This is a genomic window from Streptomyces sp. NPDC058457, from assembly GCF_042720695.1.
Lineage (GTDB): Bacteria > Actinomycetota > Actinomycetes > Streptomycetales > Streptomycetaceae > Streptomyces.
In genome coordinates this window covers 147,970-167,654 of sequence record NZ_JBHXLU010000011.1, presented here as the reverse complement: position 1 = coordinate 167,654, position 19,685 = coordinate 147,970, and the positions used below count along the sequence as shown (strand labels likewise).

Annotated in this window: 19 protein-coding genes and 2 pseudogenes; 13 read left to right on the top strand and 8 right to left on the bottom strand. The window is 68.4% G+C overall.

Annotated elements, in window-relative coordinates:
• The first annotated feature begins 111 nt into the window (after window positions 1-111).
• Both ACFWPS_RS12520 and ACFWPS_RS12515 read left to right on the top strand, forming a co-directional pair.
• A complete protein-coding gene (locus ACFWPS_RS12520; RefSeq protein WP_383703960.1) occupies window positions 112-831 on the top strand; it encodes a hypothetical protein in 720 nt (239 codons plus the stop codon).
• A gap of 186 nt (window positions 832-1,017) precedes the next feature.
• Entirely contained in the window at window positions 1,018-1,356 is a 339-nt protein-coding gene (locus ACFWPS_RS12515; RefSeq protein ID WP_383703958.1) for a winged helix-turn-helix transcriptional regulator, read from the top strand.
• Window positions 1,357-1,916: 560 nt separating this feature from the next.
• On the opposite strand, the gene ACFWPS_RS12510 is transcribed toward ACFWPS_RS12515, so the two are convergent.
• The 3 genes from ACFWPS_RS12510 to ACFWPS_RS12500 all read right to left on the bottom strand — a co-directional run bounded on the left by ACFWPS_RS12510 (window position 1,917) and on the right by ACFWPS_RS12500 (window position 7,316).
• On the bottom strand, window positions 1,917-2,825 hold the full coding sequence (locus tag ACFWPS_RS12510; protein WP_383703956.1) for an MBL fold metallo-hydrolase: 909 nt from the start codon (window positions 2,823-2,825) through the stop codon (window positions 1,917-1,919).
• Between the two features lie 309 nt (window positions 2,826-3,134).
• Complete coding sequence (locus ACFWPS_RS12505; RefSeq protein ID WP_383703954.1) at window positions 3,135-4,487, bottom strand: FAD-dependent oxidoreductase; 1,353 nt, start codon at window positions 4,485-4,487, stop codon at window positions 3,135-3,137.
• 162 nt (window positions 4,488-4,649) lie between these two features.
• Window positions 4,650-7,316, bottom strand: a complete 2,667-nt coding sequence (locus tag ACFWPS_RS12500) for an Ig-like domain-containing protein (protein WP_383703952.1) — start codon at window positions 7,314-7,316, stop codon at window positions 4,650-4,652.
• A 333-nt stretch (window positions 7,317-7,649) separates the two neighbouring features.
• On the opposite strand from ACFWPS_RS12500, the gene ACFWPS_RS12495 reads away from it, so the two are divergent.
• A complete protein-coding gene (locus ACFWPS_RS12495) occupies window positions 7,650-8,108 on the top strand; it encodes a hypothetical protein (protein ID WP_383703950.1) in 459 nt (152 codons plus the stop codon).
• Window positions 8,109-8,146: 38 nt separating this feature from the next.
• Here the strand turns inward: ACFWPS_RS12495 and ACFWPS_RS12490 are convergent, their stop codons facing one another.
• On the bottom strand, window positions 8,147-10,792 hold the full coding sequence (locus ACFWPS_RS12490; RefSeq protein WP_383703948.1) for a glycosyl hydrolase: 2,646 nt from the start codon (window positions 10,790-10,792) through the stop codon (window positions 8,147-8,149).
• Between the two features lie 3 nt (window positions 10,793-10,795).
• Between ACFWPS_RS12490 and ACFWPS_RS12485 the strand changes: the two genes are divergently transcribed.
• The 10 genes and pseudogenes from ACFWPS_RS12485 (at window position 10,796) to ACFWPS_RS12440 (ending at window position 17,427) form a co-directional block, all read left to right on the top strand.
• Entirely contained in the window at window positions 10,796-11,632 is an 837-nt protein-coding gene (locus tag ACFWPS_RS12485) for a hypothetical protein (protein ID WP_383704037.1), read from the top strand.
• A 141-nt stretch (window positions 11,633-11,773) separates the two neighbouring features.
• The gene (locus ACFWPS_RS12480; protein ID WP_383703946.1) at window positions 11,774-12,046 is read left to right on the top strand and encodes a hypothetical protein; all 273 of its coding nucleotides are present in this window, start codon (window positions 11,774-11,776) and stop codon (window positions 12,044-12,046) included.
• Window positions 12,043-12,297, top strand: a pseudogene (locus ACFWPS_RS12475) (cation transporter); the annotation flags it as partial. The gene ACFWPS_RS12480 and the pseudogene ACFWPS_RS12475, both read left to right, overlap by 4 nt.
• Before the next feature lie 85 nt (window positions 12,298-12,382).
• Window positions 12,383-12,970, top strand: a complete 588-nt coding sequence (locus tag ACFWPS_RS12470) for a YncE family protein (RefSeq protein ID WP_383703944.1) — start codon at window positions 12,383-12,385, stop codon at window positions 12,968-12,970.
• A gap of 210 nt (window positions 12,971-13,180) precedes the next feature.
• Window positions 13,181-13,555, top strand: a complete 375-nt coding sequence (locus tag ACFWPS_RS12465; RefSeq protein ID WP_383703942.1) for a hypothetical protein — start codon at window positions 13,181-13,183, stop codon at window positions 13,553-13,555.
• Between the two features lie 39 nt (window positions 13,556-13,594).
• Window positions 13,595-13,762, top strand: a complete 168-nt coding sequence (locus ACFWPS_RS12460) for a hypothetical protein (RefSeq protein WP_383703940.1) — start codon at window positions 13,595-13,597, stop codon at window positions 13,760-13,762.
• Complete coding sequence (locus tag ACFWPS_RS12455) at window positions 13,755-14,855, top strand: DNA glycosylase AlkZ-like family protein (protein ID WP_383703938.1); 1,101 nt, start codon at window positions 13,755-13,757, stop codon at window positions 14,853-14,855. The genes ACFWPS_RS12460 and ACFWPS_RS12455 overlap by 8 nt, the downstream gene beginning before the upstream one ends.
• 677 nt (window positions 14,856-15,532) lie before the next feature.
• Window positions 15,533-16,099 (top strand): MFS transporter, encoded by a 567-nt coding sequence (locus tag ACFWPS_RS12450; RefSeq protein WP_383703936.1) that lies wholly within the window; start codon window positions 15,533-15,535, stop codon window positions 16,097-16,099.
• A 280-nt stretch (window positions 16,100-16,379) separates the two neighbouring features.
• On the top strand, window positions 16,380-16,853 hold the full coding sequence (locus ACFWPS_RS12445) for a nuclear transport factor 2 family protein (protein ID WP_383703933.1): 474 nt from the start codon (window positions 16,380-16,382) through the stop codon (window positions 16,851-16,853).
• A gap of 25 nt (window positions 16,854-16,878) precedes the next feature.
• Window positions 16,879-17,427: a TetR/AcrR family transcriptional regulator gene (locus tag ACFWPS_RS12440; protein ID WP_383703931.1), complete on the top strand. Its 549-nt coding sequence runs from the start codon at window positions 16,879-16,881 to the stop codon at window positions 17,425-17,427.
• Window positions 17,428-17,558: 131 nt separating this feature from the next.
• On the opposite strand, the gene ACFWPS_RS12435 is transcribed toward ACFWPS_RS12440, so the two are convergent.
• The 4 genes and pseudogenes from ACFWPS_RS12435 to ACFWPS_RS12420 all read right to left on the bottom strand — a co-directional run bounded on the left by ACFWPS_RS12435 (window position 17,559) and on the right by ACFWPS_RS12420 (window position 19,680).
• Window positions 17,559-18,521: an IS5 family transposase gene (locus tag ACFWPS_RS12435; protein WP_383703929.1), complete on the bottom strand. Its 963-nt coding sequence runs from the start codon at window positions 18,519-18,521 to the stop codon at window positions 17,559-17,561.
• Window positions 18,481-18,654 (bottom strand): annotated as a pseudogene (locus tag ACFWPS_RS12430) (hypothetical protein); the annotation flags it as partial. The gene ACFWPS_RS12435 and the pseudogene ACFWPS_RS12430, both read right to left, overlap by 41 nt.
• A 29-nt stretch (window positions 18,655-18,683) precedes the next feature.
• Entirely contained in the window at window positions 18,684-19,418 is a 735-nt protein-coding gene (locus ACFWPS_RS12425) for a hypothetical protein (protein WP_383703927.1), read from the bottom strand.
• Entirely contained in the window at window positions 19,405-19,680 is a 276-nt protein-coding gene (locus ACFWPS_RS12420) for a hypothetical protein (RefSeq protein WP_383703925.1), read from the bottom strand. Before ACFWPS_RS12420 ends, ACFWPS_RS12425 begins: the two co-directional genes overlap by 14 nt.
• Between the last annotated feature and the right edge of the window lie 5 nt (window positions 19,681-19,685).

Genomic DNA, 19,685 nt, shown 5'->3' with positions numbered 1-19,685 from the left:
AACACATCGACAGGCCGCCCCCCGTAGCAGAACTCCCGTAACAGAAATCCGTGACAGAACTCCCGTAACACAACTCCCGTAACACAACTCCCCACGAATGGACGGCGTCCCATGAGCGACCTGCTGAATCTCGTTCTCGAAGCCCACGGCGGCCTCCCTCGCTGGCGGGAGGCTCGGACCATCCGGGCCAAGGGCTCGCTGGGCGGGCTGCTGTGGCCCATGCGCGGCCAGGAGGGGATCTTCGCCGAGGCCGACATGACCGTCGACGTACAGCGGCAGCATCTGGTCTACGAGGGCTTCACCGGCCCGGAGCTGCGCGGGGTGTTCACCCCCGGCCGCGTCGCGATCGAGAAGCGGGACGGCGAGGTCGTCGCCGAACGCACCGCGCCCCGCGAGTCCTTCGCCGACCACGGCCCGGACACCCCCTGGGACGAGCTGCACGCGCTCTACTTCGCGGGCTACGCGATGTGGAACTACCTCACGGCCCCCTACCTGCTCACCCGCCCCGGCGTGGTGCTGACGGAAGCGGAGCCCTGGCAGGAGGACGGTACGACCTGGCGACGGTTCCACGCCGCCTTTCCCGAGGACATCGCCACGCACAACACGGAACAGGTCTTCTACTACGACAGCGAAGGCCTCCTGCGGCGTCAGGACTACGCACCCGACGTCCTCGGCAGCCCCAGCGCCGCACACTTCGCCGAACAGCACGTCACGGCGTCGGGACTGGTCTTCCCCACCCACCGGTACATCGTGCCCACCCAGGAAGACGGTCGCGCTCTCAGGGAACCGGTCCTGATCTCCATCGACCTCACCGAGATCTCCGTCGACTGACGCGTGGGCGACCTCGGCTCTGTGGATCGGGCCGACTTGATCTCCAATGGAGACCATGTCACAGATGGGGTCATGGACCCCTTTGGGGGCATAGTATAGGATCCGGTTGTGACAGTAGAAGACCGATCACTGAGCGGCGCCCCGAACCGGCCGAACGTCCTTGACGCGCTCTGCCCTAGCCGTGACGTGTTCGTGGACCTGGCGGACAAGTGGGTTCTGCTCATGCTGGTGTGTCTTCGCGAAGGCGGCGCTCAGCGCTACTCCGAACTGCACCGTTCGCTGGGCGGTATCAGCCGCAAGATGCTGTCCCAGACCCTGCGGACGCTGGAGCGGGACGGCCTTGTCCTGCGTTCCGTCGACCCCAGGTCGACTCCGCCCCTGGTGCTGTACAGCCTGACCGAGCTGGGCGGTGAACTCGCCGAGGAGACAAGGGCTCTGTGCGCCTGGACCGAGAAGCGGACCAGCGTGGTACACGAAGCCCGCGCGGCCTACGACCGGCGTCAGGGCGCCGGCCAGGACGCCTGAGACGAGCTCGGCGGGGGACCGCCGGACCACCCGGCGTCAGTTGCACCCCGCGCTGCCTCCACCACGCGGAGAACTCCATCGCGGGTTTCTGCCGCTGAGTGCCAGACTCCGCTCGAACAGGGGCGCGTGGACGTCCTGGGGCACTTCGTCGGCCAGGAGGCCGGCGCCCCGCATGCGAGGCGCCTCACGCGAGTAGGTGCCGAGCATGGCCCTGGCCAAGGACTCGGGCACGTCGAGACGTTGGCCGGTGGCTACCGCCACGTCCCAGGCGTGGACGGCGAATTCCGCGATGAGGATCTCGCCGAGTGCCTCTGCGGGTATGGGCGGCCCTCCGCATCCGGAGTCGGGTTCTCGTACTGGTCCACCGGCGCACCGTCGACAGCGCCCGCGACCAGGCCGATACTCTGCGCCAGCTGTTCCGCTCCGGCCAGTGGTGTCATGAGACGTCCCTCCGTTTCGCCGCCGGATCCGGGCGAACGGTCCTGCGGCGGCTTGTTCGAGCTGCACCGCGATACACCGCGCCAGGGAGCGTTCGTCCCTTTGCCGCGCGGGTCTTCGGGCTAGTCGATGAAGACGCTCCAGGCGACCGCGTTGAGGTTGTCACGCAGGAAGATGTCGGTTCCTGCCAAGCGCTCGTCCCAGGAAGGCATCAGCTCCTCCGCGCGCGTGACGACCGCGTCCATCCAGACCTTCAGTTCGGCCTGCCGGTTGTTGTGCGGAACCCTGGCGGCGGCTGCCGCTTCCCGCAGGTCGACCGTCCGCAGCGCCTCGGCGGCAGCGGTGCGCAGGTCGCGGATGAACTCACGGTTGTCCGCCACGTCCTCGCGGGTGCCGGGCAGGGCCATGTGGCCGGTCACGATGGTGTCGTAGTCGTACTCGAGCAGCTCGTCCATCGCGTCGTAGTACGCGGGCACGTGCGCTGAGAAGTACAGCCGGAAGAACGGCGCACTCTTCGGTGTGAAGCTGTCCACCGCTGTCATCAGCCGCTGCTCCGGGAGGTGGATGAACAGGTTGCCGGCCACGTGCCAGTCCCTCGTGTAGTCGAGGACGAACCGGACCCCGTCGATGTCCATCTCCTGGTGCCGGCCGCTGAAGGTCTCGGTGGGAAGCGGGCGCCGGTCGTCCTCGGCCTCTTTGACGAGGTCGCCGGTGATCTCGTGCGCGATGATCTGCAGCCCGTCCCGGTTCAGCAGGTGCGCGGCGCCGATGTGGTCGGCGTGCGCGTGGCTGTAGATGAGGTGGGTGAGGGGTTTGGGGGTGACCGACGCTATGGCTTCCAGCAGTTTGTCCCCGAGGAACGGTGACGCGTCCACGAGGACGACACCCTTCTTCGTCACCAGGAACATCGTGTTGATCATCCCTTGCGTGACGACGTAGGCATCGCCGCCCAGGTCGGTGACGGCATACCCGGTGGACTCGGGGATGTCCGGCCCGAGGGCGAAGCCGGGCACGGGCTTGAACTCGGTCATGGTGGTCTCCTCGTTCGCTCGTGGTTTCTAATGTAGACCATGTTTCTTGGAGGGAGCTAGTGGTCAACGGGGTCTCCGTGTGATGTGTGTGGAAGGACGCGTCACTCGCCGTTGTCCGCGTCCTGTACGGGCCGATCAGAGGGCGGCCGCGCGCATGCCTGCGTGTGTGCCCGGGTGCTGCGGCATCGCCGGGCCAGGCGTCTCGTGTATCGAGGTCTATGCCGCTTCCCGGCTCGATGCATCACGTGCCGCACGTGGTTCGTGACCGTGGGGGCGGCACTCTGTCCGCCGGGTCGCGCTTGTGAAAGGTCAGTCCCGAGGGGCGAGTGCCGTGGACAGGACCTTCAGGGCCACGGCGGGATGGAACAGCACCGCGGGGGAGGCGACCATGTTCACCACCCGCACGAACCTCGACCAGACGGCCGCGTCCTTCACGGCGACCTGGAAGAGCCTCGTGTTGTACCAGTGTGCGAACCGCGCCCCCAGGGGCTGGGGGTCCGGGTTCCACATCAGGTCCGAGTTGGTGGAGAGCGTCCACGGGCCGAGCAGCAGCCGGCCCACCCGCTTCTGGAAACCGCCCGCCAGCCCGTCCAGCTGTTTCCCGGACGCGCTGCGGCGGGCCAGCGTCCGCTGCAGCAGCTCCGCCTCCATCGCGGCCACGGTCAGCCCCTGGCCGTAGACGGGGTTGAAGACGCAGACCGCGTCCCCGACGGCGATGAGCCGGTCCGGCCAGTTCCTGACGGCGTGATAGGGCCGCCACTGGTTGTCGACGTTGGTGTAGCGATGGGTCGGTTCCTGGACCGTACGGCGTCCGATCTGCTGGGCCAGGTGCGGGTTGTCCAGGCTCTCGGCGAACCGCAGGTAGCCGGTGTCGTCGGCCGGCGGCGGGTCCTGGAAGCCCAGCAGCGAGCACGTCCACCGGTTCCGCTCCACGGCCAGCAGGACCCCGGCCCGGGGCACGCGGGGAGCGAACAGCATCTGGTAGGCGATGTAGAAGTCCGGGTGGCTCGGGTGGCCCTCCTCGGGCCGGTCGAAGTTCATCGACGTGTAGGTGACCTTCGCCTTCACGGTCCGCTTCGGGGGGACCGTGACACCGGCCGCGCCCAGCCAGTCCTCCAGCGAGCTGGACCGCCCGGAGGCGTCGACGACCAGATCGGCGGCCAGGTCGATCGCTTCCGCGCCCTGCTGCCGGCACGTCACACCGGTCACCCGTCCTGAGGCATCCCGGGTCAGCCCCGAGCAGGGCGTGGCGGCCATCAGCGTGACCTCGGAGCGTGCGAGCACCTTGCGCCGCAGCCGGCGCTCCAGCTCGTCACGGGTGAACGTCTGGATCCGCACCCCCGTCCGGGCACGGGGTGCCAGTCCGGTCGGCAGCAGGAAGTCGATGCCCTGCCCGTAGTCGAACACCGGCGCACCGGCCTCCCGCAGCTCCTCCCGCAGTCCCGGAAACAGCCGTTCCAGGATCTCGCCGCCCTTGGCCAGCATGGCGTGCGCGTGGTAGCCCTGCGGCGCACCCTGATGCGTACCGGTGTCCTCGTCCACGGCGTCCCGCTCCACGAGGACGACCTCCGCGAAGAAGTCGGCCAGCACCCGCGCGGTCACCAGCCCCGCGTAACTCCCGCCGATGACAACGGCCTTGCCCCAGGGGCGGTTCGTCTGCATGTCGTCTCCCACGCTTGCCGGAGCAGGGCGAATCACGGGGATCAACGACGGCACTGATCAGTGCGACACGGCCGGTCGACGTCCTTCAAGTGCTCGGCCCGGTCCCGCGTGGGCGGGGACCGGGCCGAGCACTGACGGCGGGAGATTCACTCCGCTCGGCGTCTACAGGGGATGCCGGAGCAGACGGTGACAGCCCTTCGAGTGACATGGAGGAGCGGGTTTCGGGTGGTGCTCGTTGGCATGCGGCGGGTCCTTGGTGATCTCCACCTTGAGGATCGGTGATGCCGGGCTCACATTGCCCGCGAGGTCTTCGAGACGTACGGCGAAGCCGTACTTCCCCAGGTCGAGCGGGGCGCTGACGACTTCGTACGCGCCGCCCGAGGTGACGGTGTCCTTGCCGACCACGGCCGGGTGGACGAATCCCTTCGGATCGGCGGTCAGCCGCACCAGTGCGTTGGGCTCGACCGACGAGCCCTGGAAGGCGGGCTTGCTGATCGACGTGATGTTGTCCCTGTGGTTGCCGGTGTCGCTCGACGGCAGCAGGTCCGGGGCGGCCGGACGCCTCGGTGCGGTGGTGTCGAGTGTGATCAACAGCCGGTGCGCGCTCTCCCTGCCCGAACCGACGACGTGGGACACCCCGGCGATGCCCGGGTCGTCGGACCGGTCGACGATCACCACTTCCGCGGTGATCTGGTTCTCGCCCTCCACCAGCACAGGGTCCAGACGGATCCGGTACAGCCCCGGTCTGCCGACCGGGTCCACCGGCCGGGCGAAGCCGACGCGCCGTCCGTCGCGTTCCACGGCCACCTTGTAGCCGGGGGCGTCGTCCGTGAGCGTGGCGGTGCTGTTCTGCGGCGACAGCGGGATGCCTGCGGCCCGCAGTTCCGAGTCGTCGACCCGCAGGAAGAGCTGCGGACCGCGGACCCTGGTGACGTCGTCGTTGTCGTACCGGCCCGAGTCCGACCTGCGTGTGAGGTCGAGGCCGAAGGGTTCGGGGGCCGCCCGGTTGACGACGGTGAGGTCGTAGGTGGCCTGCGGCGGGTCGGTCGGCGAGGCGTCGCCCGGCCTGGTCGGGTCGGCGATGCCGGCGTCGCTGACCGCGACGAAGTACGGCTGGTCCTCGACGACCGGGATGGCGAGTCTGCTGGTCGAACTGCCCGGCCTGGTCGTGGCGACGGTTCCGGCGGCCACCTGGTTGCCGAACTTGTCGTACGCGCGGACCTGCAGCCGGGAGATCACCTCGTTGAAGGCGATCTCGGCCTGCAGGTGCCCGGTGTGGCGAGGCTCGACCCTGAAGAAGTCGACGTCGGTCGCGCTGTGCAGGGTCAGGCGCGGCTTGGTGACCCTGTTCTTCGTGCCGAGCGCGGTGGCGACGGCGGTGTCGATCGACTCGTTCGGTTCGAAGGCGTCCGGGAAGGCCCCGAGCAGCGAGAAGACGTCGAAGTAGGTGGTCTGACTGCCCTGGGCCGACGCGGTGGCCGTCGGCGGGACGGTGTTGCCGGTCCAGGTCGCGTAACCGATCCCGTCGGCCGACCACAGTCCGTTGTACTCCCCGATGCGCAGGGTCTGCTGGGTGGAGCCGGCGCCGCAGTCGAAACGGCAGGGGGCATTGACATCGGGGTCGAAGGGGGAGTCGCTGACCCGGAAGTCCTGCGCCCAGGTCTGCCCGCCGTCGCGGCTCGTCGTGCCGTAGAGCTCCAGCAGGAAGTTGTTGGTGCCGTTCGGCCCGGTGCCGAAGTTGTGCCGGCCGCTGCGGTTGTCGTACCAGGTGACGACCGCGTTGCCGTCCTGGTCGATGTGGGCGGTGGGCATCACGGCGAAGGTCTGGCCGGGCCCGTGGTCGACCCTGCCCCGGGTGAAGGTCTGCCCGTTGTCCGTGGAGCGGGCGATGACGACGTCGGCGTCGTCGCCGTTCCCGAAGACGTTGTCGGGGTCGTCGTTGGCGACGACGTAGACGTTCCCCGGCCGCGCCGGGTCGGGCAGGATCCACGGCTGCATGCTGCCCTGGAGCCAGAAGTCGGTCCCCGGGATGTCACCGGCCGGGGAGCTCACCACGTTGCAGGTGATGGTGGCCTGCCCCGCTCCGAACGCCGTCGTCTTCTGCTCGACCGTACCGGCGGCGAAATCGGCGCCCCCGGAGCCGTCGCGAAGGAGCTGTGTGGTGCCCTGGCCGGGCGTTCCGTTGGTTCCTTCGGTGCATCCGTCGGCGTGGTAGGCGACGTAGAGGTCACCGTTCGGGCCGACCGCCGCGTGGGAGGGCCACACGTTCCCCTCTCCGGCCGCGGAGAGGACCCTGGGCGTCGACCATGTCGTGCTCCCGCTCACGAGGCGGGAGAACTGGATCTGCCACGGGGTGCCGAGGTGTGACCAGACGATGTAGAGGTTGTCCCGGTACGGGCTGGTGGGGTTGGTGTCGGCCACCAGCCAGGGCTTGTCGTCGTTGACGGCGCTGTTCGCGCTCACCTGGGTCGCCGTGTACGTCTGGTTCCCCGGTGTCGTCAGATCGTTGATCCGGGCGACGCCCACCCCGAAGTTGGGGGTGGTGTTGAAACTCCTGGAGAGATGGGCGACGAACAGACGTCCCTGCGAGTCGAAGGCGAGGGACGGGTCGCCCGAGCAGGGGAGGGTCGACGTCCGCGTGACCGGGAAGCCGTCCTTGCCGAAGTTGTTGTCGATCCGGACGGTGCATCCCTGCATGACGGCGACCTGGCTCGGCCTGCGGGGATTGACGGTGGCGTTGTGCGGCTCGTTGCCGTTGGTGGCGAGACTGCGGTCGTCGCCCGCCCACGCGGGTGAGGCGGGTCCCATGACTACGAGCGACTGCAGCATGAGAAGCGTGCTGCCGACAACGGTGAGGACGCGCCGTCGAACGCTGCTGTTCAACACGGGTCCCCCTCTCTGGTCTTCCTCATCCCTCTCCTTCTGGTCCGGCCGAGGTACGGGCACCCTGAAGATCTGTTCATCGGGCCAGATGACTGTGACACCGCGTTACCGCTCACCCTGTGTGCCCCCGCCGGGACACGCTGAATTCACCAAGACCCCAACCGGAACCATCCGTACGGAGCACCTCGCTCGCTCGCCGGCTGCAACACACCGTCAGGCATGCGAGGTGGAGGGCATGCTGGTACGTGTACGTGTACGAGTGCGTCGGGAGGTGGCGGGATGCGCCGGCGGGCCGGGGCGGGGATGATCGCCGGGACGGTTGTGCTGGTGGCGTGCGGCGGATCGGCGGGAAGCCCGTCCGAAGGCGCGTCCGCCTCGGTCACCGTGCCTTCGGCGGGGAACTGCGCTGCCGGACATGCCGAGGTCACCGTCGCGCCGGGCGATGCGCCCCGGCGGGAGGTGTGCGTACGGCCCGGAACCGTGCTGTCGCTCGTCCTGCGGCCCCGCGTCGACGACAGGCGCTGGACGGGGGTGCGGAGTTCGGCGCCGGCCTTCGCCGTGGTCTCCGGCCGGCGGCTGGACGCGGACGGCACCGCCCACGCCTCACTGCGATGCGCCGGCACCCGGGGCGGTTCGACCGTGGTCACCGTGACGGCGAAGGCGCCGGACGTGGCGGGTGCGGCGCGGGTCGCCTTCACGCTTGACGTGAGCGTGGTGCCGTACCCGAGGCAGGGGTGACCCGGAAGAGTCCGGGTCACCCCCGTCAGGCCGCTGCCTCAGTCGCAGTCGCGCACCTTGATCGTGTAGATGCCGCGGCCATGGGTCGCCGCGTACAGGGTGCTGCCGTCGGGGCTCAGCTTCAACTGGAGCACGGCGACCGCCGGGAGCGAGCCGACGCGCTCCCACCGCGTGCGGCCCGGGGCGCGGTAGACGACGCCGAGGTCCGTGGCGACGGCGAGACCGCCGTTCGGCGTGACGACCGCGGAGTCGGCCGGCACGTCGGGGAGGTTATTGGAGATGTCCTTCCAGGTGGTGCCGCCGTCGGTGGACTCGAAGACGTGGCCGACGCCCGCGCCGGGGCCCTCCGTCCAGTGCCGTGAGAAGCCGTTGACCGTGAGGAAGACATGGTCGGCGTTCTTCGGGTCGACGGCGAAGCCGCTCAGGTAGCGGTTCGGTACCGTCCCGTCCACGGGGAGGGTGATGTCGTGCCAGCCGGTGCCGTCCGCGTTGCCGACGGAGATGCCGCGGGCGAAGCCCTGGTTGTTGCAGGGGCCGCACCAGGCCGCGTAGACCTTGCCGCCCGAGGCCGCGACGGCGGTCGCGGTGCGGCCGGCTCCGAGGTCGTACACGCTGGTCCACTCCGAACCGCTGCGGATGGCATAGCCGTGGGTCTGCACCCACACGTGGCGGCCGCCCGCGATCCAGGTCGCGGGGTTCTTGGCGTCGGCCGCGAGCGGGGCGATGAAGCGGGCCTCGCCGGTGGCGTTGTCGGCGGGGGCGACGTTGTAGGAGGTCGCCTTGGTGGAGTCGGTGATCCAACTGCCGTCGTTGACCGCGCAGTTCTGGGTCACCTGGATCGCGAGGTAGACGTATTCCTCTGCGATGTCGCAGCCGTTGGCGGGGTCGGTGAGGGTGTCGCCGCCGTCGCCGCCGAAGTCGGAGCCCATCACGGTGTCGTTGCTGCGCAGGATGGACTGGCCGTTGTCCTGGAGGCCGCCGGTGACGGAGACGCCGCCGTGGGCCAGGTCCTTCCCGACGCCCACCGAGTAGTACTGGAGGGTGTCGATCGTCCCGTCGTTCAGCGAGGTCCAGTCGGTGGCATGTCCCGAGGCGTCCTGGGAGCCGCTGACCGGGCGCCTGTAGACGCCGCCGTCGTTGCCGACGTACACGAAGCTCTTGCCGTGATAGCGGCCGACGGCGACGCCGTGCTGGTCGGAGTGGGTGGTCTGGTTGCAGTCACCGGTCTGCTTGCCCGGGTCGATGGACCAGCAGGGGAAGGAGAAGTTCCAGTACGGTCCGACCGTCGACCAGGTGCTGCCGCCGTCCTTGGTCTCGTAGACCTCCTCCAGGCCCGCGTAGACGTGGTCCGCGTTCGCCGGGTCGACGGTGAGGAACTGGTTGTACCAGGCCTGTACGCCCGGCATGTAGCCGCTGGTCGTCAGTGCCGAGCCGTCGGCGGCCAGGCCCTGGTAGTCGGCGATCTTCGTCCAAGGGCCGGTGGGGGAGCCGGACTTGGAGACGTAGATGCCCTCCAGGCCGCTGTCGGGGTTGGTGTTCAGCTGCTCCGGCGACTGGTCGATGGCGTAGTAGCGCGAGCCGTCGGCGGAGCGGGCGAAGGTGACGTTGCCGACGTCGTCCGCGTCGGCCGGCAGGTCGCCCAGGCCGCTGGTGATCCGCGTCCAGGCGCCGTCCGTGCCCTTGGTGTAGAAGCCGTTGTAGTCGTCGCCGCTGCGCCAGCCGACCGCGAGGACCACCTTGCCAGGGTTCTTCGGGTCGATCGCGATGTCGTTGGCGATGTTCTTGTACGCGGCCGAGGGGTCGCTCGCGAGTGAACCGCCCGGCAGGTAGTCGGGGTTGGGCGCGAACTCCAGCTTCCAGGCTCCGGTGAGCTTCTTCGCGGAGTGGCTCCAGACGCCCTCGCTGGTCGCCGCCCACACCTTGCCGCCGCCGAAGCGCAGTTCGTGGATGGTGGTGGATTCCAGCTCGTCGCCGCCGACCCGGGTGCGCGCGGAGAACGTGCCGTGGTGCGGGTCGGAGAGGACGTAGACGCCGCTGCCGAGATAGGCGTCCGCGTTGGTGGTCGCCTCGCCGGTGCCCAGCCACAGACGGCCGGCGGTGTCGAGCGCGAGTGCGCCGGTGGACTGGGAGGGCAGCCGGTCGCTGATCGGCTGCCAGTGCCCGCCGCCGGACCGGGACCGCCACACACCGCCGCCCGCGCTGCCCGCGTAGACGTAACCGTCGTCGTCGGCGGCCATCGCGGCCATCCGGCCGGTGACGTCGCCCGAGCCGCCGCTGGAATTGGAGTCGATGTCACGGTAGCGGGCGTCGTCGGAGTCGTACGGCAGGTCGGTGACGTTCCGCCAACTGCCGCCCGTGCTGGGAAGGTTGGTGAGGCTCGTCCAGGCGGCGCCGTAGGCGCCGGGGGCGACGATGCCGGGTGAGGTGCGGGCCTCGGCGTACTGGTCCGCGCCCTCGGCTATCTCGTCCGCCTCGTTGCCGTCGTCATCGTCCTCGGCCGTCACCTTGGGGGTGACGTTCCCCGCCGAGTGTGTGCGTTCGGCGGCGAGCCGGGCGAGCTCGCGGGCGCCGAACGGGCTGTTGTCCCGGCTCGATGCGGCGCTCGCGGGCATCGCGAGGAGCGCGGTGGTTGCGGTGATGGCGCAGGTCGTGAGCCATCGTCTTCTTCGGGTTGGTGCTGACACCAGATCCTCCCAAACGGGCATGCGTGTGGCCGTCGCTGGGACCCGATCACGGGCGGGAGGGTGTGTCCGGAACTTGGGCAGGCCTTGACTGGAACCTGTCATTTTCGGGTGCGGCGGGTCGATGAGGGCCCGCCGCTGCCGGGAGACGTGGGCGTGGTGACCGGCGCGGGCGAAGCGGCGGCGCTCGGACTGCGGCTGGTCTCGGGCCCGTTGGCGGACCGCACCCGCCGGTTCTGGGGCCTGACGATCGCCGGCTACGCAGGGACGTACGACGAGCAGGCGCTCGAACAGCACCTGGACTCCCGGGGGTTCATGAACCGCATCCTCGGGCGCCTCACCAAGTCCATCACCCACCCGGGGCAGATGTACCCCCTCGGCCTCCTCTTCGGCGTCGGCTTCGACACGGCCACCGAGGTCACGCTGATGGTGATGGCCGGGTCGGGTGCCGCGGCCGGGCTGCCCTGGTACGCCGTTCTCTGCCTGCCGCTGCTGTTCGCCGCCGGAATGAGCCTGTTCGACACCCTCGACGGCACCTTCATGAACTTCGCCTACCAGTGGTCGTTCTCGAACCCGGTGCGCAAGGTGTTCTACAACCTCACCATCACCGGTCTGTCCATCGCCGTCGCCTTCCTGATCGGCACGATCGAGCTCGTGGGCGTGCTGCACGAGAAGCCGGACCTGACCGATGCCGTGACCGGCTGGATCGCCGGGCTCGACCTGGACAACGTGGGCTGTCTCATCGGCGTTCTGTTCGTGGTGGTGTGGGCGGCGGCGGTCGGGTACTGGCAGCTGGCCAAGGTGGAGCAACGGTGGGTGACCCGGTTGGCGGAAGGCGGCTGACGCCCGTCGGCAAGATTTTGTGACGTGCGTCACATCGCGGTCTCGTCTACTCCTGGGACTCATCTCCCATCCCGACCGACCTCTGATGCAGCACGGCTCGATTCGGCCGAAGCCGTGCCCTGTGACCTGGAGACACGGTTGATGGACGAGTCCCGGCAAACCCCGTCAGGGGCAGCTGCGGTGGTGCGAAGGTCCGCACCACCGCCCGCGCTCTGCGGCTTCCTTCTGCTGCTGGCGCTGATGTTCACCGCGTCGTACGCCGTCGGAACGGCCTCCGGCCCGGTGGCGCCCGGCATGCACGGCACCGGCGCGAGCGTCGGCGGAACCAGCGGCGTCGGCGGTGGCGGTGGCGGGGGAGACGGCACGGACATGGACGACATGAACATGGGTGGCGGGCACGGGGGCGGTCGGTGACGGGCGCGGAGTCCGTCACCGTCCTGGTGACCACCGACCTGGCCGTCGGCGGCATGACCTGCGCGGCCTGCGTGAAGCGCGTCGAGAAGAAGCTGGGCAGGCTGGACGGCGTCACGGCGACCGTCAATCTCGCCACCGGGCGTGCCCGGGTGAGCCATCCGGCGGAGATCAGCCCGCAGGAGCTGGTGGCGACCGTCGAGAAGGCCGGGTACACCGCTGCCCTGCCCGAGCCGCCGAAGGACCGCCGACGGTACCGCCGCGTACGTCTGCACATGGGGCTCCAGCTACATCGCCAAGCTCGACCTCAGCGGTCTTGCTGACGGCAAGCCGGAACTGGTGCGCGAGGTCGCACGAATCCAGATCGGTGAGAACCTCCACCCCTACAGCCTGAACTTTGACCGCACCGGCACCCGCGCCCTGGTGGCGTGCAACACCGGCGCCGTCGTTCCGGTCATCGACCTGGCCACCGACACTGTGATCGCCAAAGCCGAGACGGAGATCGACGGCTGCCGGGCGATCGCGTTCACGCCGGACAACAAGTACGCCCTGGCCACCCTGGAGCGCAACAACACCATCGCGGTCATCGACCTGGGCACCTACCAGGTCACCCGGTCCATCCCGACCGGTCCCGGCCCGCGCGGCATCGCCATCGACGATGCGGACGAGACCCTGTACGTCTCGGCGTTCGCGCGGAACACCCCGTTCGCCCCCGACGACGACCACCCGCAGATGGCGCACTCGGTGACGGTGCTCAACATCAAGAACGTCGACCTGGCCGACGCCGGCGCCGCGGTGCCCTTCGAGGAACTCCCGGTCGGGTTCGGCCCGTGCAGTGTGGCGGTGTTCAACACCGAGAAGGCCGGCTGCGCGGCCGACAAGATCGATACCGCGGTCGCCAACCTCGGTACCTCCGTGGCGAGCTGATCCGCAGACCCTCCCGTTCTATCCTTTCCCGGCTCCGCGGACATGTCGCGGGGCCGGGCCCCTTGTCTCCCACAGGAGAGGTTCATTTTCGTGCCACCCGCTGTCCGTTTCCTTCCCTCGCACCCGTGGGCCCTGGTACCCGAGCAGCAACGTGTCGACCGCGCCACCGCGAAAGCCACGAGTGGCCTGTACCGGGAATCGTTCCGATACGTGCGTGCAGAACGGCGCCCGGAGCACTGCGCCCCGTGGGTGATGGGGCAGGAGCTGGGATGGCGGATACCCAGCCCCATCGACGTCACGCTCAGCCCGCTTGAGCAGACGGAGATCGACCCGGGCGACGACCCCAGAGCCGCGGCACAGGCTGCAGCACGGGGAGAGCTGTGGACGCGGGAACGCTCCGCGCTTGCGGTGGACCGTACGAACTGGCTACACCTGTACCAGTTCCGCACGGAGGCCGGCTGGGAAAACATGTTCCTGCCCAATGGCGCCGGAAGCATCGAATGGCACCTGGGGTGGAACGCCGAGATCCCCAAGGGGTACTTCCTGCTGGTCACGCCACTGGAGTCCGGGCCCGAGGGTCTGTAGATCCCCACAGGGGTGGTCTCCAGCACCGTGTGCGGGCGTATGAGCACGGGCCAGGGATTCGGTGTCGCCATCCGCCCCAGGAGATCGGTCACCATCGAGCGGGGACAGCACATCGCCTGCCTGATCCTCCTGCACGCCGACAGCCTCCAGGCCACCAGCACCATCCAGAACACGGACACGACGGCGGCAGGTGAGACTGGTGCTTGATCTCACCCCCACGCAGGTCAGGACCCTGGCCGTTTACGCCCAGGGCCTTCACGCCCCGGACACGCCCCGCCGTACTCCCGCGGAAGTGCTGGACGCACTCGGCTGCATCCAGATCGACACCATCAACGTCGTGCGGCGCTCCCACGAACTGGTCATGCTCGCTCGTGGCGTCTCCTCCGAGACGGCCCGCGCGTTCGCCTCTCACCAGGACAAGGCGGCCTTCTTCGAATACTGGTCCCACGCCGCCGCCTTCACGCCGATCGGCCTATGGCCTCTGTTCGCCTTCCGGCGCCGTCGCATCGCCGCCCGCGGCTGGCAAGGCCCCGCTGTGGATCCGCAAGCCTGCGCCGACGTGCGGAGCGCGGCCCTGGAGCGCGGCCAGGTCACCATCAGCGACCTCGGAGGAATGACCGGCGCCGGATGGGACCGCAGTTCCCCCCACAAGTGGGCGGCAGAATGGCGGTGGGCCATCGGCGAACTCGTGTGCGTACGCCGCCAGGGCTGGAAGCGAGTCTACGAACCCGCCGAGCAGGCGCTACCGGAACACCTTCACGCGACCGAGCTCGATGACGACATGTGCCTTCAAAGCCTGATCCGCATTGCCCCTCGCAATCTCGCCGTGGCCACCACCGAGGACGTCGCCGACTACTTCCGCCTCCCCACCCCGCAAGTCCTCACGCAGCTCGAACGGTTGCCTGAGGTGCGGCGGGTATCCGTCGAGGGCCGGCCCGACGACACCTGGGCTCACGACAGCCTCCTCGAACAACAAGGAACTGTGGACGAGGAGAGGATCACGCCTCTGTCCCCGTTCGACTCGCTGATCTGGACCAGGCCCCGGATGCGCCGACTGTTCGGCGTCGAGTATCTCCTTGAGGCATACAAGCCCGCCGCCAAACGCGAATGCGGCTACTTCGGCATGCCCGTCCTGGCCGGGGACCGACTCGTCGGCCGTGTGGCACTCCGCGCCAGCCGGAAGAAGGCTGTGATCGAGGGATCCCAGGCCATCGATCCGTCGTGGGCACCTGCCGTCGACACCGCCGCGCATACCGCCGCTGCATGGGCGGATGCCACCCTCAGCCCGGAGACACCGTGACCCCGCCCACCGGCTATCTCACCATCTTCAAGACCCGCGGTGTTCCTCGTGGCCTGCTGGCGGGTTTCACCTCGCGCCTCTCCGGGGGCATCGTCCCCTTCGCCACCATCGTGGCCTGTTCCCAGGCGTACGGCGGCTTCGTGACCTCCGGCATCGCTCCGCCGCGTTCATGCTCTCCGGTGCGCTGCTCGGCCCCACCAGAGGTCGCCTCGTCGACCGGCACGGCTGGCCCGCCCTGCTGGTCGGGGCCTCATGCCACGCCTTCTTCCTCACGCTGGCCGCACTGGCGATCGGCCGGTACCCGGCCTGGGCCGCGCTCCCCCTGCTGGCCGTCGGCGGCGCGATCTCCGCACCCGTCACCTCCAGCGTACGCACCCTTTGGTCCCGTCTCGTGCCCGACAAGCAATCCTTGCAACAGGCCCACGCCCTCGACTCGATTCTCGAAGAGATCACCTTCGTCATCACCCCCCTGATCACCGTCGCCGCGACCACCATGCTTCCGGCACGAGCGTGTATCGCCCTCGGCAGCTGGTGCCCCTGCTCGGCGTTGCTCTCCTCTAAAAGCGCATCACCCGAACCCCAGCGGATCATCCCCCGCGCCCTCGAACGCTGCCTCTCCCGCCGCCCAACGGGCCCCTCGACGACGCTCGTTGATCCTGACCCGGGAAGGTCAAGGCGTGATCACCCCCCTGATCGTGCTGGGACTGGTCGGCGGAAGCCTCAATGTGCTGCTTCCTGCCACCGCCGCCCAGCACGGACACATCACCTCGGCCGGCTATCTCTTCGCTCTTTTCTCCGTAGGCGGCATCATCGGCGGACTCACCTACGGAAAGATCCGCTGGTCCAAGCCGCTACGCCTGCGCTACACCGCAGCAGGCGCCGTACTGGCAGCCGCGACCGCGCTGCTTGCGCCGGCCCTGGGCACTCCCGCCTCACTGCTGGCTAAACTCCTCGTCGGCCTCCCCCTCACTCCCATGTTCGTGATCGGATACCTCCTTGTAGACGAACGCCTCTCCCAGCGGCAGACCGAGGCCAACGCCTGGCTCGGCTCCGGGTACGACATCGGCTCGGCGACCGGAGCAGCCGTCTGCGGTTGGCTTCTCACGCAGATGGCCCCACGCCCTATCACCCTTGGACTCGCGGTCGTCGCCGCTCTCGCCGCGGTCTGCGCACTCCGACTCACACCTCAAACTGCATCGGAGAAGACCACAGCGGCAGTACCGAGCACAGCCGCCACTGAATAGCGGCAACCTCTGTGGTTCAACTCCCGCATTGGTATCTGTCGTGGCGCGATCGGGGTAGCTGTCGCCAGCTGGCTGAGAAGCTGTGTCAGAACCGGTGATCCGTGACGCTGCGTGACGGGTGTCCATAGTGCCGGGCCGTCGCCAGCCGCCTACGGGGCGTTTTCTGGACGTCATCCTCTACGTGAACCGGATCGGGATCCCTGGCGCTACCCCTGCTCGCCTACCCGGAGCGGCTGTCGGCGTGGTAGGTTATAGGTCGACCACTAACGTAGGAGTGAAGATGACAGTCAAGGAAGGCGACGCCGCCCGCCGGGCCGCTGCTCAGCACGCCCTGGCCGAGCACCTGCGCCTTACCGCCGCGGGACTCGTCGAGGAATGGGTGGAGCTGTTCGCCCCGGACGCGGTGCTCGAGTTCCCGTACGCGCCGGCCGGCGTGCCTCAGCGGGTGACAGGGCGGGACGCACTGGTCGCGCACATGAGCAACTTTCCCGAGACCTTCGACGTCGAGTTCGTCGACCTGGTCTTCCATGACACCGTCGACCCGAGTCTGGTGATCGCCGAGTTCCGCTCGAAGGGCACGGCGCTGCCGACCGGCAAGCCGTACGAGCAGGTGTGCATCTCCGTCGTGCGGACCGATGACGACGGGCGCATCACTCACTACCTGGACTACTGGAACCCGCTGGTGGCGATCGAGGCGCTCACGCCCGACGACGTGCCGTCCGACTCCGACCTCAGCGTGACTTTTGGGGGCTGAGGGTAGCCGTGTTTGACTGACGCCCATGCCTGCCGCCGGTACCAGCACGAAGAGCGACGAACGACGCCGGGCCATCATGGCCGCCGCGGTCGACTGCTTCGCGCAAAAAGGTTTCTACGGTACGACGACGCACGAGATCGCAGCGTGGGTCGGCGTCTCTCAGCCGTACCTCTACCGCCTGTACCCGAACAAAGAAGCGCTGTTCGCGGCGGCGGTCGACCACGTGTCGGTCGTCATGACCGACACGCTGGTCGCTCACTCGCCGGCGTCGGGCGGGGCTGGCCTCTCGCCCGAGGCGGCGTTGGATGCCGCACGCGGCGCCTACGCCGCGCTCGTCGCGGACCGGAACATCCTGCGTTTCCTGATGCACGCGAACTGTGCCGTCGGCGAGCCGCTGGTGGCACAGGCCGTGCGCCGGTGCTATGCCAAGCAGGTTGACACCGTCCGGCAGCTGCTGGGCGACGACGAGGCCGTGCGGCGCTGGTTCGGCGCCGGCATGCTCGACAACGTGGTCGCCGTTCTGGGGCTGGCCGACATCGATGAACCGTGGGCGCACGTCCTCGCCGCTCGATGACTCGCCACCCCGGGTACGCCCGGGCCGATTGACTCGGCGGTTGCAGGAGTGGGGCGGCAGCCTGCCGGCCGCGCGAGTGCCATGCCCGGGTCGCGCCACGCTGCTGCCAGCGAGCGAAAGGTAATCCGAGGTCAGCGCAAGGTGGTGGGGGCCAGCCGGATCGTCTGTGGCTGTTGCATCCGGATGCGTATGGGCTTGGGCTTACCGGCCGCTTTCACCGGCTCGACAGGGTGCGGTGACGTGCGCGGTGGTCGGGGAGGGCGGGTGAGGCGGCGGACCATGAGGGTGATGAAGGTCCACGTGATGTGGGCCTCGCTGTGGGAGATGATCCGCTCGTAGTCGCGTACGTTTCTCCTAGCTCTCATGATCCACGAGATCGCCCGCTCGACTCGCCACCTCTTCGCCAGGACGGCGAAGCCGTCCTGGTCCTTGCGGCGGGGCACCGCCTTGAGGGTGATCCCGAGAAAGGTGTGGGACCAGTCGACGAGGGTTCCGCCGTAGGCCGAGTCCGCCCAGGCGACGGTGAGTTCGGGATGGGTCAGGCGCAGGCGGAACAGCTGGTCGCGGGCGGGGATACTGTCGTGCGGCGAGGCCTTGGTGACCATGACGGCCAGAGGCATGCCCCGCATGTCCACGGCCAGGTGCCGCTTCCTCCCATTGGCCAACTTCCCGCCGTCGAAGCCGCGGGTGTCCTGGCCCACCGTCTCGGCGCCCTTGACCGACTGGGAGTCCAGGATCACTGCGACGGTGCGGGGATTGAGTCCGTCATGAAGACGGACCAGTTCGTGCAGTTCGGCATGGATGCGGGCCAGGTCCCCGCTCGCCCGCCACCTCTGAAAGAACCCATAAACAGTGCGCCAGGGGATCCCGAAGTCGACCGGAACCGCCCTCCACTTGCACCCATTGTCGTTGACGTATCGGATGGCGTCGACGACGTTGCGGCGCGGATGCTTCTCCGGGCGCCCGCCCATGGGCAACGTGCAGGCCGGGATGGGCAGCAGCGATTCGAGGACGGCCCATTCGGCATCCGTGGTGTCACTGGGGTAGCGCCGTTCACGCGTGGCCGGCGGCCGGGTCTTGTTGATGCTGGTCATCAGCGTTCCATGCGGGTGAGGACTTCCAGGGTGGCCTTGACGCCGCCGAGCTGGTCCAGGACTGGCCCCGCAGCAGCTGGGCGAGCTGTTCGTCGAGATCGACCTGCCCGGTCGCGGCCGCGGTCTCGATCCAGTCGGCCGTCGCTTCTCTGAACTAGCAGCTCAGGGTATATCTGCGCCGGGTAGGTAGTCGTCCAGGCGAACTGCCGGCTGTGGCCAGAAGTCCTCGGGACACCACGCGGATCGAAACGGCTGTTCCCAGCCCAACGGAAGATCGACGCCGAGATTGCCCAGGATGCTGCCCGGATGCCGGAGGCGGTAGTAGCGCTTCAATACTCTGCCGACTGTATTGAGGGCCCGATTTAGATCGAACCAGGACAGAGTGATCTTCTCGTCTGTGATCTGGCGATGAGCGATGATCTTGTTCGTGTAGTACCGAGTCGTCTCGGCCGCTGCATGGAGTGCTGCGAGATCCCCTTCGATCCGATCCTGATCAAGGCATGAGGCTATTGAGGCCAGGGCGAAGTCGTCGTAGCCACGGATCAGTCCCGCCTTGTACTCGTCCTTAACCTCGGGGTTTGTCGTTATGGCTGCTTCGTAGCGGGCTCGGGAGGCCATGCCGGGCGTCTCGGTTAGCCGACGGAGGCACCGCGCAAGACTGGAGGTTCGAGTGTCTTCGTCGCACTCGCGTCGGATTCCGGTGCACTGTGCGTTGACGTAGAGCCTGATGAACCAGTTCTGTGTGATGGTATTGAGCTGGATCTCCGGCCCCGACTGCACCCACATGTCCTCGATCGTGGTCCAGACGTGCCGGTTGTGGAACAGTGTCCGGATGTCGTCCTCGGCGGCGTCGAAGATCGTGCACCACTTCTGCCATTTGGCGTCAGTTCTGGTCATGAGCAGAGGCTACGGGCCCTGGAGTTCCGTTCGTGTGGCTGGCGATATCCCTGAACGTGGAGATCCCGAGGTGCACCGCAGCGGAGCGACGACCCACCTCGGCTTCGAGCTGGGCCAGCTTCTCGTCCGCGCCGGCGAGGCTGACGCGGAGTCCTTCGACTTCACCGAGCCACCCCTCGCGTTCCGCTTCGGCGACCCGGGCGATGAGGTTGTCGCGGATCTCGATAAGACGGGGACGCGGGGTCGGCTCGGGGCGGAGCATCGGGC

Excerpts from the sequence above, each read along its gene's own strand:
- ACFWPS_RS12460 (WP_383703940.1), top strand. The coding sequence starts at position 13,595 with ATGAGCACGGGCCAGGGATTCGGTGTCGCCATCCGCCCCAGGAGATCG.
- ACFWPS_RS12435 (WP_383703929.1), bottom strand. The coding sequence starts at position 18,521 with ATGACCAGCATCAACAAGACCCGGCCGCCGGCCACGCGTGAACGGCGC.
- ACFWPS_RS12510 (WP_383703956.1), bottom strand. The coding sequence starts at position 2,825 with ATGACCGAGTTCAAGCCCGTGCCCGGCTTCGCCCTCGGGCCGGACATC.
- ACFWPS_RS12420 (WP_383703925.1), bottom strand. The coding sequence starts at position 19,680 with ATGCTCCGCCCCGAGCCGACCCCGCGTCCCCGTCTTATCGAGATCCGC.
- ACFWPS_RS12495 (WP_383703950.1), top strand. The coding sequence starts at position 7,650 with ATGCGCCGGCGGGCCGGGGCGGGGATGATCGCCGGGACGGTTGTGCTG.
- ACFWPS_RS12425 (WP_383703927.1), bottom strand. The coding sequence starts at position 19,418 with ATGACCAGAACTGACGCCAAATGGCAGAAGTGGTGCACGATCTTCGAC.
- ACFWPS_RS12480 (WP_383703946.1), top strand. The coding sequence starts at position 11,774 with ATGGACGAGTCCCGGCAAACCCCGTCAGGGGCAGCTGCGGTGGTGCGA.
- ACFWPS_RS12505 (WP_383703954.1), bottom strand. The coding sequence starts at position 4,487 with ATGCAGACGAACCGCCCCTGGGGCAAGGCCGTTGTCATCGGCGGGAGT.
- ACFWPS_RS12445 (WP_383703933.1), top strand. The coding sequence starts at position 16,380 with ATGACAGTCAAGGAAGGCGACGCCGCCCGCCGGGCCGCTGCTCAGCAC.
- ACFWPS_RS12500 (WP_383703952.1), bottom strand. The coding sequence starts at position 7,316 with ATGCTGCAGTCGCTCGTAGTCATGGGACCCGCCTCACCCGCGTGGGCG.
- ACFWPS_RS12520 (WP_383703960.1), top strand. The coding sequence starts at position 112 with ATGAGCGACCTGCTGAATCTCGTTCTCGAAGCCCACGGCGGCCTCCCT.
- ACFWPS_RS12440 (WP_383703931.1), top strand. The coding sequence starts at position 16,879 with ATGCCTGCCGCCGGTACCAGCACGAAGAGCGACGAACGACGCCGGGCC.